This is a genomic window from Mycobacterium sp. 1274761.0 (genome assembly GCF_001668615.1).
Classification (GTDB): Bacteria; Actinomycetota; Actinomycetes; order Mycobacteriales; family Mycobacteriaceae; genus Mycobacterium.
This window is the reverse complement of sequence record NZ_LZMC01000088.1, coordinates 50,422-64,193: the sequence shown is the minus strand read 5'-3', so window position 1 is coordinate 64,193 and position 13,772 is coordinate 50,422. Positions and strand designations below refer to the sequence as shown.

15 protein-coding genes are annotated in these 13,772 nt (G+C 66.2%); 9 read left to right on the top strand and 6 right to left on the bottom strand.

Going from position 1 to position 13,772, the window contains the following annotated elements; genetic code table 11:
* Positions 1 to 70: 70 nt before the first annotated feature.
* Positions 71 to 1,414, top strand: a complete 1,344-nt coding sequence (locus A5651_RS18580) for a lipase family protein (RefSeq protein ID WP_066984121.1) — start codon at positions 71 to 73, stop codon at positions 1,412 to 1,414.
* Positions 1,415 to 1,418: 4 nt separating this feature from the next.
* Here A5651_RS18580 and A5651_RS18575 read toward each other — a convergent pair whose 3' ends face one another.
* Positions 1,419 to 2,411, bottom strand: coding sequence for a GlxA family transcriptional regulator (locus A5651_RS18575; RefSeq protein WP_197496672.1), 993 nt, complete (start codon positions 2,409 to 2,411; stop codon positions 1,419 to 1,421).
* Between the two features lie 89 nt (positions 2,412 to 2,500).
* Here A5651_RS18575 and A5651_RS18570 point away from each other — a divergent pair, with 89 nt between their 5' ends.
* Genes A5651_RS18570 through A5651_RS18560 form a run of 3 tightly spaced genes read left to right on the top strand, consistent with a single transcriptional unit; the run spans position 2,501 to position 4,428 of the window.
* Positions 2,501 to 3,151, top strand: coding sequence for an HD domain-containing protein (locus A5651_RS18570; RefSeq protein ID WP_066984118.1), 651 nt, complete (start codon positions 2,501 to 2,503; stop codon positions 3,149 to 3,151).
* 17 nt (positions 3,152 to 3,168) lie between these two features.
* Positions 3,169 to 3,873 (top strand): nitroreductase family protein, encoded by a 705-nt coding sequence (locus A5651_RS18565; RefSeq protein WP_066984115.1) that lies wholly within the window; start codon positions 3,169 to 3,171, stop codon positions 3,871 to 3,873.
* 24 nt (positions 3,874 to 3,897) lie between these two features.
* Positions 3,898 to 4,428 carry a cupin domain-containing protein gene (locus A5651_RS18560; RefSeq protein WP_066984181.1) on the top strand — a complete coding sequence of 177 codons (531 nt, stop codon included), beginning with the start codon at positions 3,898 to 3,900 and terminating at the stop codon, positions 4,426 to 4,428.
* A 57-nt stretch (positions 4,429 to 4,485) separates the two neighbouring features.
* Here A5651_RS18560 and A5651_RS18555 read toward each other — a convergent pair whose 3' ends face one another.
* Positions 4,486 to 5,886, bottom strand: coding sequence for a PepSY domain-containing protein (locus A5651_RS18555; protein WP_066984112.1), 1,401 nt, complete (start codon positions 5,884 to 5,886; stop codon positions 4,486 to 4,488).
* 121 nt (positions 5,887 to 6,007) lie between these two features.
* Entirely contained in the window at positions 6,008 to 6,550 is a 543-nt protein-coding gene (locus A5651_RS18550; protein ID WP_066984109.1) for a hypothetical protein, read from the bottom strand.
* A 101-nt stretch (positions 6,551 to 6,651) separates the two neighbouring features.
* Here A5651_RS18550 and A5651_RS18545 point away from each other — a divergent pair, with 101 nt between their 5' ends.
* Both A5651_RS18545 and A5651_RS18540 read left to right on the top strand, forming a co-directional pair.
* The gene (locus tag A5651_RS18545) at positions 6,652 to 6,927 is read left to right on the top strand and encodes a hypothetical protein (RefSeq protein ID WP_066984106.1); all 276 of its coding nucleotides are present in this window, start codon (positions 6,652 to 6,654) and stop codon (positions 6,925 to 6,927) included.
* A 213-nt stretch (positions 6,928 to 7,140) separates the two neighbouring features.
* Entirely contained in the window at positions 7,141 to 7,947 is an 807-nt protein-coding gene (locus tag A5651_RS18540) for a L,D-transpeptidase (RefSeq protein WP_066984103.1), read from the top strand.
* Positions 7,948 to 8,005: 58 nt separating this feature from the next.
* Here A5651_RS18540 and A5651_RS18535 read toward each other — a convergent pair whose 3' ends face one another.
* Positions 8,006 to 8,497 carry a hypothetical protein gene (locus tag A5651_RS18535; RefSeq protein ID WP_156663060.1) on the bottom strand — a complete coding sequence of 164 codons (492 nt, stop codon included), beginning with the start codon at positions 8,495 to 8,497 and terminating at the stop codon, positions 8,006 to 8,008.
* 261 nt (positions 8,498 to 8,758) lie between these two features.
* Here A5651_RS18535 and A5651_RS18530 point away from each other — a divergent pair, with 261 nt between their 5' ends.
* Positions 8,759 to 9,553, top strand: coding sequence for a hypothetical protein (locus tag A5651_RS18530; protein ID WP_066984097.1), 795 nt, complete (start codon positions 8,759 to 8,761; stop codon positions 9,551 to 9,553).
* Between the two features lie 137 nt (positions 9,554 to 9,690).
* Positions 9,691 to 11,379 (top strand): RNA polymerase sigma factor, encoded by a 1,689-nt coding sequence (locus A5651_RS26060; RefSeq protein ID WP_066984094.1) that lies wholly within the window; start codon positions 9,691 to 9,693, stop codon positions 11,377 to 11,379.
* Here A5651_RS26060 and A5651_RS18520 read toward each other — a convergent pair.
* Entirely contained in the window at positions 11,372 to 12,073 is a 702-nt protein-coding gene (locus A5651_RS18520; protein ID WP_066984091.1) for a DUF899 family protein, read from the bottom strand. The genes A5651_RS26060 and A5651_RS18520 overlap by 8 nt on opposite strands.
* 90 nt (positions 12,074 to 12,163) lie before the next feature.
* Here A5651_RS18520 and A5651_RS18515 point away from each other — a divergent pair, with 90 nt between their 5' ends.
* Positions 12,164 to 12,934 carry an SDR family NAD(P)-dependent oxidoreductase gene (locus A5651_RS18515; protein ID WP_231988737.1) on the top strand — a complete coding sequence of 257 codons (771 nt, stop codon included), beginning with the start codon at positions 12,164 to 12,166 and terminating at the stop codon, positions 12,932 to 12,934.
* A 6-nt stretch (positions 12,935 to 12,940) separates the two neighbouring features.
* On the opposite strand, the gene A5651_RS18510 is transcribed toward A5651_RS18515, so the two are convergent.
* Positions 12,941 to 13,630 (bottom strand): hypothetical protein, encoded by a 690-nt coding sequence (locus A5651_RS18510; RefSeq protein ID WP_066984086.1) that lies wholly within the window; start codon positions 13,628 to 13,630, stop codon positions 12,941 to 12,943.
* Positions 13,631 to 13,772: the final 142 nt, after the last annotated feature.

The window sequence follows — 13,772 nt, the reverse complement described above, 5'->3', positions numbered from 1 at the left end:
ACCACGGGTATGGGATACCTCGAGGGCGTGGACGTGCGCCGTCATCAATACGGGGAGGGTCGCCATACCGATGAACAGCTATTCCGCCACGCCGGTAGGCCTCGCAAGCCCGCCGCACGACGAGCTCCGCAGCGGCGCACGGCCGGTCTCACCGGACCACGACCCCTTCTACCAGGCGCCAGACGGCTACGAAGACGCCGAACCCGGCACGGTGTTGCGCTCGCGCGACGTCGAGATCGGCTTTCTCGGTCTCATCAGCCAACCGGTGGCAGCCACGCAGTTGCTGTACCGCACCACAAACCTGCACGAAGAACCTGAAGTCGCCGTGACGACCGTACTTGTGCCGGCGCAGCGCCAATCGGAAGCCAACTGTCCGGTGCTCTCGTATCAATGCGCGATAGACGCCGTGGCGTCACGCTGTTTCCCGTCGTTCGCCATGCGGCGCGGCGCTCGACCGATAGGTGCGTTCGTTCAGGCCGAGTACTTGTTGGTGACCGCGGCGCTGGCCGAAGGCTGGGCGGTGTGCATACCGGATCATGAAGGCTGCCACGGCATGTGGGGCGCTCCCGTCGAGCCCGGCTACCGGATACTCGACGGGCTGCGCGCTGCACTGCGATGCGAGCGCCTGGAATTGTCGCCGTCGGCTCCCGTGGGTCTGTGGGGATACTCGGGAGGCGGCTTGGCCTCGGCATGGGCAGCAGAGCGCTGCGAGCATTATGCACCGGAGCTCAATATCGTTGGCGCCGTTCTGGGTTCGCCCGTTGGTGATCCCGGCAGTGTGGCTCGCCGCCTCAACGGCAGCTTCTTCGCCGGTCTCGCCGCGCTGATGATCTCCGCATTGACCCACGTCTTCCCTGGCGCACAGAAGGTCGTCGACGAGCACGCGACCGATGAAGGCAAGGCGTTGCTCAACAAGTTGCAGACAATGACGACGGCCGAGGCGGTATGGCAGCTGCGCCACGTCGACATCGGGTCATATGTCGACGTGACGGCCGACGAACTGTGGGACCTACCCGAGGTGCGCCACATCTTCGACGAAACGAAGCTCGGCAAATCCAAGCCGAAGCCCCCCGTGCTCGTCGTTCAGGCAGTGCACGACAGGATCATCAGCGTCGATGATGTCGATGCACTGGTTGCCGAGTATGAACAGGATGGTGCGGCGGTCACCTATCACCGTGACCGGTTCTGCGGTCATCTGCTGTTGCATCCGCTGTCGGCGCCCATGACGCTGCGGTGGCTGCGCGATCGATTCACCGACCAGCCGGTGAGCGAGCACAAGACGCGCACGGTGTGGCCGACCTTGTTCAACCCGTCGACATACCTGGGCATGGCCAAGTTGGGCGTGATCACGGCGAAGGTCGTCCTCGGACGCTCCGTCGAACGCCAGCCGCTGTCGACGACGGATGCGCAATAACGGCTCAGCCTCGGATGGCGGTGCGGAACCTGTCCCGGTAAGCCTTCGGTGAGACGCCCAGGCGTTCGACGAATGCCCGCCGCAGGGTTTCGGTGCTGCCGAAGCCCGCGAGGTGCGCAGTCTCGCTGACGGAGCGGCCGGCATCCAGCGCCGCGCGGGCGACGTCGATGCGCACCATCTCGACGTAGTCGGCCGGCGTCGTCCCCAGCTCAGACCGGAATAGCCGGGTCAGCTGCCTCGTGCTCAAAGACGCCCGAGCCGCAAGCGTTTTCACGCTGTGGTCCGCGCTGGGGTCGGCGGCGATCGCCTCGGTGACGACGCGCAGAGCGGACTGCGGCGGCGGGTTGGCCTCGATCAGCGACGAGAATTGAGATTGGCCGCCGGCGCGCTTGAGATAGACGACCAACCAGCGGGCCACATCGCGGACGAGGTCGGTGCCGTGGTCCTGCTCGACCAGAGCCAACGCGAGGTCGATGCCTGACGACACCCCGGCCGATGTGAAGACGTCGCCGTCGCGAACAAAGATCGCATCCGGCTCGACGGTGACGTCGGGAAACGCGCGCGCCATCGATCGGACGTTTCGCCAATGCGTGGTGGCGCGTCGGCCACTGAGCAGCCCGGCCTGCGCGAGGATGAACGACCCCGTGCAGATCGACCCCAACCGCCGGGTCCGGCCCGCCACCGCTTTGACGGCCACGACGAGCGCCGGATCGATCGCCCGCGCCGGGATGTTGTCACTGCCTGCGACCAGGACGGTGTCGGCGGCTTCGATGGACGCGATGCTGTCGGTGACCCCCAGGCGGATTCCTATCGAGGTTGTCACGTCGCACCCATCCACCGACGCGATCTTGATCTGATAGTCGCCGCCGAACCGGTTGGCCTCGGCGAACACCTCGGCCGCTCCGGCGACGTCGAGCATCGTCACGTCGTCGAAGACGACGATCACCACCACCCTGGACCGAGCACCGGCTGCCGCCACCGCGCCATTGTGTCGCATTTTGTGGGCCTAACGGCTCAATAGCCATATGTGAATAGCCCTCCACCTGCGTTGACTAGTCCGTATTAGTCCAACTGAGGAGGTTGACCATGGAAACCCAGTCGCTTCAGTCGATCGCCGGCATCACCATCCCCGACACCCCACTGGTGCGCGAGGCGACCGACTTCATCCGCGAAGCCGAAGACGATCTGCTGTTCGACCATTCGCGCCGGGTGTTTCTGTTCGGCGCGCTACAGGGCCGACGGCTGGGGCTGCAACCCGATCTCGAAATTCTCTACGTCGCGGCGATGTTCCACGACATCGGCCTCACCCCGCGCTATCGCACCTCCAACCTTCGCTTCGAAGTCGACGGCGCCAACGCGGCACGCGACTTCCTGCTGGAGCACGGTGTCGATGCCGCCGACGCTCGAAAGGTGTGGCTGGGCATCGCATTACACACCACGCCTGGCGTGCCGCAGTTCCTCGATCCCGAAATCGCGTTGGTCATCGCCGGAGTCGAGACCGACGTGGTGGGCATCGACCGCGACAAGCTTCCCTCGGACGCCCTCGACGCGGTGACCGCCGCTCATCCCCGCCCCGATTTCAAGAACCGCATTCTGGAGGCCTTCCACAACGGCATGAAGCACCGACCGGACAGCACCTGGGGAACCATGAACGCCGACGTGCTGGCGCACTTCGACCCGACGTTCAAGCGCCAGGACTTCGTCGACCTCATCTTGAACAACAGCTGGCCCGAATAGCGAAAAGGATTGGACCGATGGACGTTCGTGAAGCGCTGTACACCACCAGGATGATGCGGCGGTTGCGGCCGGATCCCATTCCGCTCGACGTGCAGGCGCGCATCATTGATGCCGCCGTTCGCGCGCCCAACGGCGGCAATACCCAACGCTGGCATTTTGTGGCCGTGGACGATCGGGAACTCATCCGCGAATTCGCCGACCTGTTCCGGCAGGCCCGCGACCTCGAATACCAGAAGTTCGCGGCGGGCGCGGGGCCCATGGTGGCGCTGGCGCCGGGTTCGGATCCTGCCGCCCACGCCTCGACGATGCGCCGGATAAAGGGCTCAGGGAATTACCTCGCGGACCATTTCGAAGAGGTTCCTCTGCTACTTTTCGTCTACGCCATCGACGATCTCGGCGGTGCGAACATCTACCCAGCGATCTGGAGTGCACTGCTCGCCGCCCGCGCCGAGGGGGTCGGCGGCGTCATGACGATGGTGCTCCGCAACTTCGAGGACCGGGTGAACGAATTACTGGGCGTACCCGCCGACGAAGGGTGGAAGATGTCAGCCATGCTGACCCTCGGCTACCCACTCGGCAAATGGGGTGTGGCCGCCAATCGCCGCCCGGTGCATGACGTTTCGTCTCGCAACCACTGGGATGCACCGTTCGGCGTCGAGGTGCCACAGCCGCTGTGGCCACCTCAGGACGCTACGACGACCGCCCTGGCCGCGGTGGGGTGACCGAGCGATAAGGAGGGAATGAACATGTCGGTAACACAGTTGACTCTTGTGCACCCCGGCGGGGGCGATGTCGTCCCCATCCCGGGATTCGGTGCGGTCTTCAAGCTCACCAGCCGCACGACCGGCGGCCTTGTGTCGATCGTCGAGCATCCGTTCCCAGTCGGGACGATCACTGCGGCGCATCGCCATACACGCGAGGACGAGCACTCCTACGTGCTTGCCGGTGAGATCGGCTTTCGCTCCGACGACAGCGAGGTGGTACTCGGCCCGGGCGGATACATCACCAAACCACGCGGGCAGATGCACGCCATGTGGAACGCGGGAACGGAACCCGGCCGGATCATCGAGGTCATCACCCCCGGGGGCTTCGAGAATTACTTCCGCGAACTTGGTGAGCTGCTGATGTCCGAACCAGTCGGAGCGAAACCAGGTGCGCCCCTTCATGAGTCAGCCGAGTTCATCGAGCTGGCCGAGAAGTACGGCCTGACTTACGGCACGCCGGACTGGCTCGACGATGTGGTGCGACGCTACGGGCTGTCACCCGCCACCCATTGAACGACTGATAGTCCGCCGAGTGCCAGTGTGGTCACCGTGGCTCGGCGCGACGCCGAATCATCGTCGTGTGTGCCACCGCTTCGCTGTGCCGACTGCGGCGTCGACGAGAAGAAACGCCAGGAGGCTCACCCCAAACAAGGGGAGGAACCATCCCAAGCCGATAGCAAGGACGCCGATGCCGACGGCGGCAACGGGTGACATGTGGCGGATTGTGCCCCGTAGCGGTGGACGGCCCATCGTCCACGACTTACCACGCGTCGGGCGGCGTTGCCACCACATCTGATAGCCGCGCAGAATCACCAGAATCAGCCCGATGGCGGTGAGCGCCAACGCGATTTGGTTCGGAATTCCGAACAGGATTCCCATGTGTGTGTCGATGGCCCACCGGGTGAGCTTCGCCAGCAACGGCCAGTCGGCGAAATCGACTCGGTCGGTGATCGTTCCGGTTTCAGGGTTCACGGCGATGGCATCGAACTGGGTGGGCCAGTCCCGCTTGTTTTCCTTGACCAGCCAGCCCTCACCCGACTCAGCGGGCGGGTATAGCCAGATCGGTCCCGACAGTCCCGCCGCATGTGCCGTGTCGAGAGCCCTTTCTGCACCCCGCAGCAGCGTGTCGCCGATATCCGCACCGTGGCCGTGTACGTGCCCAATGCCGGACGCAGGCTTCGCTGCCAGGGCCGTGCTGACTTCCGGGGCGGTCGTGTTCAGATGCTCTTGCAGTACGTTGACCGACTCGCCGCCGTAACGGGACCAGGTGATACCGGTGACTGAAAGCCCAAGCAGGGCAACCACAATCCACACACCAACGGCACCGTGCCATGACAGCGTGCGGCGGCGACCCTTGACGCTGCGGTCCGCGACAGCGATACGGGTGAGCTTGCCCGTCTGTCTGCGGTGTCCGATCCACAGCACGAGACCGGCAAGCGCGGTGACCCACAGCCAGCTCGCCGCAAGCTCGCTGTAGTTGCGGCCAATGGTGCCCAGATGCAGTGTGCGGTGCAGTTCATCGAACCACGCCCGCAGCGGCATCCACTGCCCGTATGTGGTGAGCGCGCCGCGGACCTCGCCGCTGTACGGGTCAACGAACACGGTGCGGGCGTAGTCGGGCGGGACGTCGTCGACCGCAAGCGTGACCCGGGTGGTCTCATCGGGCTCGGCCGGCGGCCGGATGCTCTCGACGGTGCCTTCGGGATGAGCGGCCCGGACGGCATCGAGCTGCTGCGCCAGCGACAGCCGCTGCGCGCCGACCTGATCGACGGTCAGCTCGTGCCGGTAAACGACGTTGTCGATCTGCGGAATCACTGCGTAGAGCAATCCCGTCACGGCTGCGATCAGGATGAACGGGCCGACGAAGATGCCGGCGTAGAAATGGAGCCGACGCAATAGCGCGGCGACGCCATGCGGCCGACCCAGCGTTTGCGGTGGCGCATCGATCTGGTCATCAGAAGTTGTAGTCATACCTCAAGCTGGCTTTCACTCATGAATTCGGGCGCGCGACTTCAGGCGCGGGAGCTACGAAGTCAGTGCTTCGTCGGCAGCCGATCGCGCCAGGGCGATCCGGACTGCAGAGATGTAAAGGTCAAACGCTTGCCGGGCAGTGGCTCGGCGGGGCCCGCATCCCGATGCCGCGGGCAAGCAAAACCGACTGCACCACAACGCGATTGGTCGGGCGGCGCCGAATGCGCTTCGACGGCGGAGTCCGGTCGACCGCGAAAAGGCGCAGCCAGCGCAGCACAGAGACGGATACGACGTAGAGGTACTCGACGAGGCTGATGAGCGACGCAACACCCAGCGTCGCGACCATGTGGGCAGTGACCATGATGGGGGTGATCAGCTCAGTCCCGCTGTGATGGTGGGCGGCCAACGACAACACGACGTGGCCGAGAAGCTGGACGGCGCCCAGTGCTGTTGTCAGGACAACGATCTGGGCACAGCGCGAACGAACGATGACCGAGCTGGCTAGCGCACCTGCCAATGCACAGAGGAGCGACAACATCACCGCCGCTGCGCCAGATGGAAGTGGGCCTCCCCCCGCCACGTGAGCCGCGACTGTGACCAGGCCCGAGCAGACGCCCACCAAACCGCCACGCACGTAGCGGGCACGTCGGGCCGGCGTCCTCACCTGCGGAACCCTACCGCCTCGGAGCTCGGCAGAACGTGGCGGTGCCCACAATGGTGCTTCATAGATCGGCAGGCGCCACGAACATCAGTTAACTTTTCCTGGTGTCCGAACAGCACCAGGCCGCGGTCCTGGCCGACAGCATGCAGGCGGCTTACTTCCGTGCGTACTTGGCGGAGGAGCGCGCTGAGTTGCAGCGCTACCTGGACGAGCACGTCAGGCGGTTGCAGGGCTGCATGAGTTCCGGCAGCACACGATTAGTCGGCCACCACCGGCAGTGCATTCGCAGCACCGAGAACCAGCTTCGTCACGTTGACGGAATGCTGGCCCGGTTGGACCGTCGGTTTCCCGAGGGGCAGACACTAGCTGCCGAGCTGTGACAGCTCCTATCTGGCATTGCGTTCGACGAACAGCGGGATGACGCCGCGGATCGGGCGGCCTCGAAGCGGGTACTGGCTGCGCCCCAGCCCGACGCCGTGGCCGAAACGTGACGAAGCCTTGACCGAAATGCCCACGCGCCCTTACGCATCCAGAGACCGCGTCGCTCCTACCATCTTATTGACACTTTTGTAATTTCGAAGGAATCGGATGCCATGCGTGGGGTTGTTCGGTGTGTGCTTGTCGCGAGCGTGACCGCTGGAAGCGTGATCGTGGCGCCCGCAGGGGAAAGCACGGCTGCGGTGAACCATTCCATCAGGTCCGCCATCGCCTCGGTGCTGCCGGGAAGTGATGCGGTGGTCGGCGTCGCGCATCCCGTCGTCGTGACGTTCGAGCTCCCGGTCATCGACCGGCACGCCGCCGAGCGCGCCATCAGGATCACCTCTGCGCCCGCCATGACCGGAAAGTTCGAATGGCTCGACGACAAGGTCGTCCAGTGGGTGCCCGATCGGTACTGGCCCGCCCACGACACCGTGGCGCTGTCCGTCGGCGGCCGGTCGATGAGCTTCCACACCGGGCCCGAGGTCGTCGGCGTCGCCGACATCAGCGACCACACGTTCACCGTGACCATCGACGGTGTCGAATCGGGACCCCCGCCGTCGCTGCCCGCCCCGCACCACCGGCCCTACTGGGGTAGAGAGGGTGTGTTCCCGGCCTCGATGGGACGGCCCGATTACCCCACGCCGGTCGACCACTACACCGTCCTGGCCAAGGAACGCGACATCGTCATGGATTCCAGCAGCGTCGGTATCCCGGTAACCGATCCCGACGGTTACTACCTCGACGTTGACTACGCCGTCCGCATCACCAGCCGAGGGCTCTTCGTGCACTCGGCGCCGTGGGCCGTGAACTCACTCGGCTACGCCAATGTCAGCCACGGCTGTATCAGCCTGAGTCCTGAAGACGCCGAGTGGTACTACAACACCGTCAACGTCGGCGACCCGGTCATCGTCCAGGAATGACGAAAGTGGCCGCCGCGCACAAGCCGTAAGGCTTGGCGCGACGGCCGCTTTCCGTCGCTTAGCTGCCGGACGGACCCGCAGGTAGCGGCTTGCCGGCCTCAGGGGCACCCGCCGGCGCGGGGCCTGTCGGCTGGCCCTTACCTCCGGCACCACCCATCTCGAGCACCGGCGCACCACCCATCGCGGGTGCCGCGCCAACAGGCCCGGCCGCAGGCACGATCGGGGCGACCGGCAGCGGTGGAGCCACCGGAAGCGGCGGGGCCGCGGGCACGGGCGGCAACGGCGGCGGAGCCGCCGGAACAGGCGGTGCCAGTGGCAGCGGTCCCGGCGCGGCCATCGGCACGCCCGCCATATCACTCACCGCAGCTGCACATGGCGCACCAGGTGCCGCACCAGCCGGCGCAGGGGCGCTGCCCGCCGACGTTGAGTAGTCGCATCCACCCGTTACCAGCGGGATCGCTGACGCGGCCGGACTCAACGCAATCGCGACCCCGCACAACCCCACCCCTGCAGCGATCGCGCTGCTGTTGATTCGATCAATGATCGCCATTGACGTCGACTCCTTCATTCACGCATAGACAATTCGCATCGCCGTTTCTCCAACGACCGCGTCAATTGTCTTGGGTGATTTCGGACGCGCGCCACGCCGCACCGCGCCGTTTCCCAATGGTGATGCAGTTGTCACCGGCCCTTGAGCGACGCCGAAAACCGGGCGAAGAATTCTTTTCAAAAAAGTGTGCGAGTCTCCTCCGCTGCTGGCTCCTAGGTGTGAAAGCAGCCGCGAGGGCGGCTTCGAGCCAGAGGGGAAACCATGAACACCACCGCCACCACAATCATCCGTTACGAAGACATCCGCTACGAGGACCCGACCGTGCGTTCGGGGGTCGCGCTGGCCTACTCGCAGTGCATGCCCGAGCCGGAACACCCTTACCCGCCGCAGCCGCAGTACTCCGCCTACCACGACTACTACGCGATGCCCCAGCAGCCGGTGCAGCAGCCCGCGGCCAAGTCGTCGAGCAAGGGCCTGCTGTTGGTTGCCGGCCTTGCGGTGGTCGGCGCGGCCGCCTTCGGCGGGGTCATGCTGCTCAACTCGAGCGACTCGCAGCCCGCCCAGACGGCGAGCAGCAACACCGCCGCCACACTGCCGTCGGGTCAGACGGTCGTCAACCTGCCGTCGGCGGTCAGCATCCCGGCGGTCGCCCCGGCGCAGAATGCGACGCCGGTGATCGTCAACAACCCGGCACCGATCCGAATCAGCGGGCCGTCGTCGTCCAATTCCGTTGCGGCACAGAAGCCGAACGCGATCTCGAAGCCCGCCGCAGGCCCGGCGCCCGTCAGCGCACCCGCCCCGGTTGCGGCCCCTGCCGATCCTGCTCCCGCACCGGTCGCCGGCCCCGGCGTGGCGGTCAAGGTGCCCGGCGCCGAGGTCGGCGTCGGCAGCAAGGGCGACGTGTCGGTCAAGACGCCGGTTGTCGGCATTGGAGTGCCCGGTCAGAACGGCGGGGACGTTGTGGTCGAGGTGCCGGGTCCCCAGCCGCCCGCGAAGGACGGCATCGATCAGACGGGCACGGATTCGCAGAAACCCACCGACGGCAACGCGAAATAGGAAGGATCACCACGGACTCGGCCCAGGCCACCCCAGGTCTGGGCGAGTACGCATCCAAAGTTCGAATACCTATCCCGAAGCGGCCCCAGCATCTACGCTGACAGCTACCGCCGCTGACCAATCTGGAGCAACACCTCATGACCGCCGCGCTATCAAACTGGAGTGGCATAGGCCCAGGCAGCAGCGACGCCGAGTTGGCCGTCGCAGCCGCCGCCGGTGACCGGAACGCCTTCGCTGGGATCTATGACCGCTACGCCGACCGGCTTCACGACTTCTGCATCGGAATGCTCCGCGACCGGGACTCGGCCGCCGACTGCGTGCAGGATGCTTTCTGCATCGTGTCGACCAGCGTCGGGGGTCTGCGAGAACCGGACAAGCTGCGCCCGTGGCTATATTCGATCGTCCGCAACGAAGCCCACAAAAGACTTCGCGACCTCAAGCGCGAACGGCCGTCGGATGAAATGCCCGACGTGGTGTCGAACGACGCAAGCCCCGACACGTTGGCTCACCGGATGGAGTTGGCCAACCTGATTTCCGAAGCGGCAGGCGGTCTTTCAGATCGCGACCAGGCGGTGTTGGAGCTCGCCTACCGCCAAGGTCTCGACGGGCCCGAACTCGCGATGGCGCTCGGGGTCACGCAGACCAACGCCAACACCATGGTCGGACGGCTCCGCGACACCATCGAGCGTTCGCTCGGTGCCCTGCTGGTGGCGCGCCGGGTACAGGCTGATCCGGGCAGCTGCCCTGAGCTGGCTGCCGTATTGCACGGCTGGGACGGCAAATTCAACATCCTGATGCGCAAACGCATTGCGCGCCATATCGAATCGTGCAATGCGTGTGAGGACCTGCGCAGTCGATCGGTGAGCCCGGCCGCGCTGCTCGGTGCTCCGGTGTTCATTCCCGCGCCGTCCTGGCTGAAGAACAACGTGATGCGCGACTTCGAGCTGACCTCGGCCTCACATGGGATGGGCACGTCATCGCACGGCGTTGCGACACAGCTGAGCCCGATACCCGGCCCATCGGCTTTGAACTTCGCGGCCACGGCCGCCCGGCCCGCGCTCAAGCCGGAACCCCCTGTGGAGCCGGCGGCCGTCGTCGACCCCGCCGGCGAGGACAAACGTCGGGTCGTTCCGTTCATGGCGCTGTTGATCGGCGTGCCGCTCGTCATCCTCGGCGGGGCGCTGGCGTGGGTGTACCTGCCGAGTACCGCGCTGTCGCCGAGTGGGGTGGTGCAACCGGCGCCGCAACCCACACCTTCGGCGCCGATGCCGACCCCCGAGGCGGTGCTCCCGACTCCGCAGGCGCCCAGGGCCACGCCCACCCCATTGCCGGCGCAGGCGCCTCGCGCGGGCGCCCCACTGCCGACACCGGCGAAACTGCCGGGCCCGCAGGCGCCGATCCCCACGCCGCAAGCGCCCATCCCGACGCCGCAGGCAGGGGCACCTCAATTGCCCGCTCCGGCACCAGCGCAGGCGCCCGCCCCTGCGCCGCTTCCTCTACCGCCGATCGGCCTTCCGTTGCCCCAATTGCCACTGCCGCAGAATCCGGTGCCGCCGGCGGACTTTCCCGCTCCCGCGCCTGCACCGGGTCCGCCGGCCGACCAGTTGCCCAAGAAGCTGCCCGATCAAGGGAACCCGCTGCCCCAGGCGCCTGATCCCGGCTCCGCGAAACAGCTGCCTGCTCCTGCGCAGCCCGCGCCGCAGGTTCCCGATCCCGTCGGACCCGCACCGCACACGGTGCCCGATCCCGTTGGGCCGGCGCCGCATCCGGTGCCACCGGCAACCGGCGGCGGCTGCAGCGACCCGACGGACATCTGCGTCAAGTAGTGCCGTACGCCCGCGCGATGTCCGGCGAGTCCAGCCACCGCGAATACGTCGGCGACTGTGGCCAGCCCTGCGGAGAGTCTTGCCACTCCTCCTGACGACCCCACGGCAGGATGTCGATGAGCCCGAACGAGTGGCTGAGCTGCTCGGTGCCGCGGCCGTTGGTGTGCCAGGTGCGGTACACGACGTCTTCTCCTGATGGATCCGTCGCGCGCAGGAAAACGTTGACGGCGAAGCCGCCTCCCGGCGGCGCGTCCACGTCGGCGCCGAACGAGCTCTCCGACGACGAGTACCACTCCATCTTGTTGCCGACCTTGTCGCGGTAGGCCAGAGCCTCGTCGATCGGCCCGTTCGTCACGATGACGAATCGGGCGTCGTAGTTGTTCAGGAACTCCAGCCGGGTGAACTGAGAGGTGAACCCTGTGCACCCGCCGCACTGCCACTCCGCTCCGTCCTGCCACATGTGGTGGTAGACGATGAGTTGTGACCGGCCCTTGAACACGTCGACCAGGCGGACCGGGCCGTCCTCACCGATCAGCGTGTACTCACCCATCTCGACCATCGGCAGCCTTCGGCGTTGGGCGGCGATGGCGTCGAGCTCGCGCGTCGCAGCCTTCTCGCGCCGCCGCAGCTCGTCGAGCTCCTTGCGCCAGGTCTGCTGATCGACAACCGGCGGTTTCGCGACATTCTCGGCCATAGGGTTCTCCTCTCGTAGCGCTTTCCATGTAGACACGGCCGGCCCCGGAAAGTCATCGGTTCGGCTGACGCATCGGGAAAGATCGCAGCGGTGACAGGAGCGCTCGAGAACAAAGTCGTGATCGTGGCAGGGCTGGGCGGCATCGGCAACGGCCTGGCCCGCCGGTATTTCGACGAGGGCGCCCTGCTGGTGGTCGGCGATCTCGACGGTGAACTGGCTTCGCGGGTGGCCGCCGAGCTCGACCCGTCGGGTGAACGGGTGCACGCCATCCTGCTCGACGGTGCCGACGAGGCGTCGGTGACGTCGACCGTCGCCCTCGCTGTGGACACATTCGGGCGGCTCGACGGCGCACACGTGAACTTCACCAACGCCGACGACGCGTACCTGCCGGGCGGCGTCGTCGACCTACCCCTGGACGTGTTCGACGACGTCATGCGGGTCAACACCCGCGGCTTCGTAATCTGCGCCAAGCACATGATTCCGCCGATGATCGACAGCGGTGGCGGCTCGATCGTGTTCACCGCATCCATCGACGCCTACAACGGTGCGAGCACGCGGGTGTCGTATCAAATGAGCAAGGCCGCCGAGCTCGCGCTGATGCGCCACATCGCGCGCAAATACGGCCCCAAAGGCATCCGCGCCAATGCCATTGCGCCAGGGTTGATTTGGCACTACAAATTCGACCAGACCCCGATGCCCGACGGGATCGTCGACCAGACCAGGGCACGGCAGATGATCAAGTCCCGCTTCGGTGAGCCCGACGACGTCGCCGCGCTGGGCGCGCTGCTGCTGTCCGACGACGGCAGCTTCATCACGGCACAGACCATCAGCGTCGACGGCGGGGTGACCTTCCGCCCCTAGCGTGAACTAGCGGAGATAGACCTCGTCGCCGCTGGGATATCCGCCGCCGTGGGTCGTGATGTGGACGTGGTCGTAATGGCCGTACCCGCCGGCCCTGGCGCCGCCATCGGGCGTGTAGTACATGCCGCGCCAGATGCAGTCCTGCAGGTCGAACCGGTCGGCATTCTCCAGCGCGAACGCGACGATCCGGTTGCCCAGCGCGATGCCTTCAGCGGAGCTCGGGTTGGGGATCATCACGTCGAGGGCAAGCCCGTTGGGATGCCACCGCAGTGCGTCCGGCCGCACCCCGCCGATGCTTTGGATCTCCGGGAACATGGCGCTGACGCTGCGCGACACGAGGATGGTTTTGACCTGCAGGCCGCGCTCGGGTGCTCTTCCGACCGGAAGGACGCGCTCGGCCTCGCGGTCGTACACCCGGTAGCGCCGCGACGCGGCGAGCTGCACGGGCGCAGCGGCGGCGGCCGAATCGAGGGCGGTCGGAGTCGACGACAGATCCGGCGCGGCGGAGGCGATGATCTGCACGCTGCGCGTCGCGGCGTCATCGATGACCGCCTCCGGTGCGTCGGCCTCGACGCTGGGAGCAGGTACCGACACATCTCCGCCGGCGGCGAGTAAGAGGGCGTAGGGAGCGATCACTGCGGCCGCTGGGGCGACCGACGGTATACGTCGGCGGCGAGCAGCGCTATGCCTCCCCATCACGAAGCACCATACGAGCAAATCCGCGAATGTTCATCTTCTGCCAAAGAACCCTTAAAAACCGCCGAGCACCATGAGTTAGCGAAGCATCTCGATACGCTCACATTTCCGCAGCTCATCGGCGTCGCCACCGCCGCCTGCC

Excerpts from the sequence above, each read along its gene's own strand:
- A5651_RS18580 (WP_066984121.1), top strand. The coding sequence starts at position 71 with ATGAACAGCTATTCCGCCACGCCGGTAGGCCTCGCAAGCCCGCCGCAC.
- A5651_RS18575 (WP_197496672.1), bottom strand. The coding sequence starts at position 2,411 with ATGCGACACAATGGCGCGGTGGCGGCAGCCGGTGCTCGGTCCAGGGTG.
- A5651_RS18570 (WP_066984118.1), top strand. The coding sequence starts at position 2,501 with ATGGAAACCCAGTCGCTTCAGTCGATCGCCGGCATCACCATCCCCGAC.
- A5651_RS18565 (WP_066984115.1), top strand. The coding sequence starts at position 3,169 with ATGGACGTTCGTGAAGCGCTGTACACCACCAGGATGATGCGGCGGTTG.
- A5651_RS18560 (WP_066984181.1), top strand. The coding sequence starts at position 3,898 with ATGTCGGTAACACAGTTGACTCTTGTGCACCCCGGCGGGGGCGATGTC.
- A5651_RS18555 (WP_066984112.1), bottom strand. The coding sequence starts at position 5,886 with ATGACTACAACTTCTGATGACCAGATCGATGCGCCACCGCAAACGCTG.
- A5651_RS18540 (WP_066984103.1), top strand. The coding sequence starts at position 7,141 with ATGCGTGGGGTTGTTCGGTGTGTGCTTGTCGCGAGCGTGACCGCTGGA.
- A5651_RS18535 (WP_156663060.1), bottom strand. The coding sequence starts at position 8,497 with ATGGCGATCATTGATCGAATCAACAGCAGCGCGATCGCTGCAGGGGTG.
- A5651_RS18530 (WP_066984097.1), top strand. The coding sequence starts at position 8,759 with ATGAACACCACCGCCACCACAATCATCCGTTACGAAGACATCCGCTAC.
- A5651_RS26060 (WP_066984094.1), top strand. The coding sequence starts at position 9,691 with ATGACCGCCGCGCTATCAAACTGGAGTGGCATAGGCCCAGGCAGCAGC.
- A5651_RS18520 (WP_066984091.1), bottom strand. The coding sequence starts at position 12,073 with ATGGCCGAGAATGTCGCGAAACCGCCGGTTGTCGATCAGCAGACCTGG.
- A5651_RS18510 (WP_066984086.1), bottom strand. The coding sequence starts at position 13,630 with ATGGGGAGGCATAGCGCTGCTCGCCGCCGACGTATACCGTCGGTCGCC.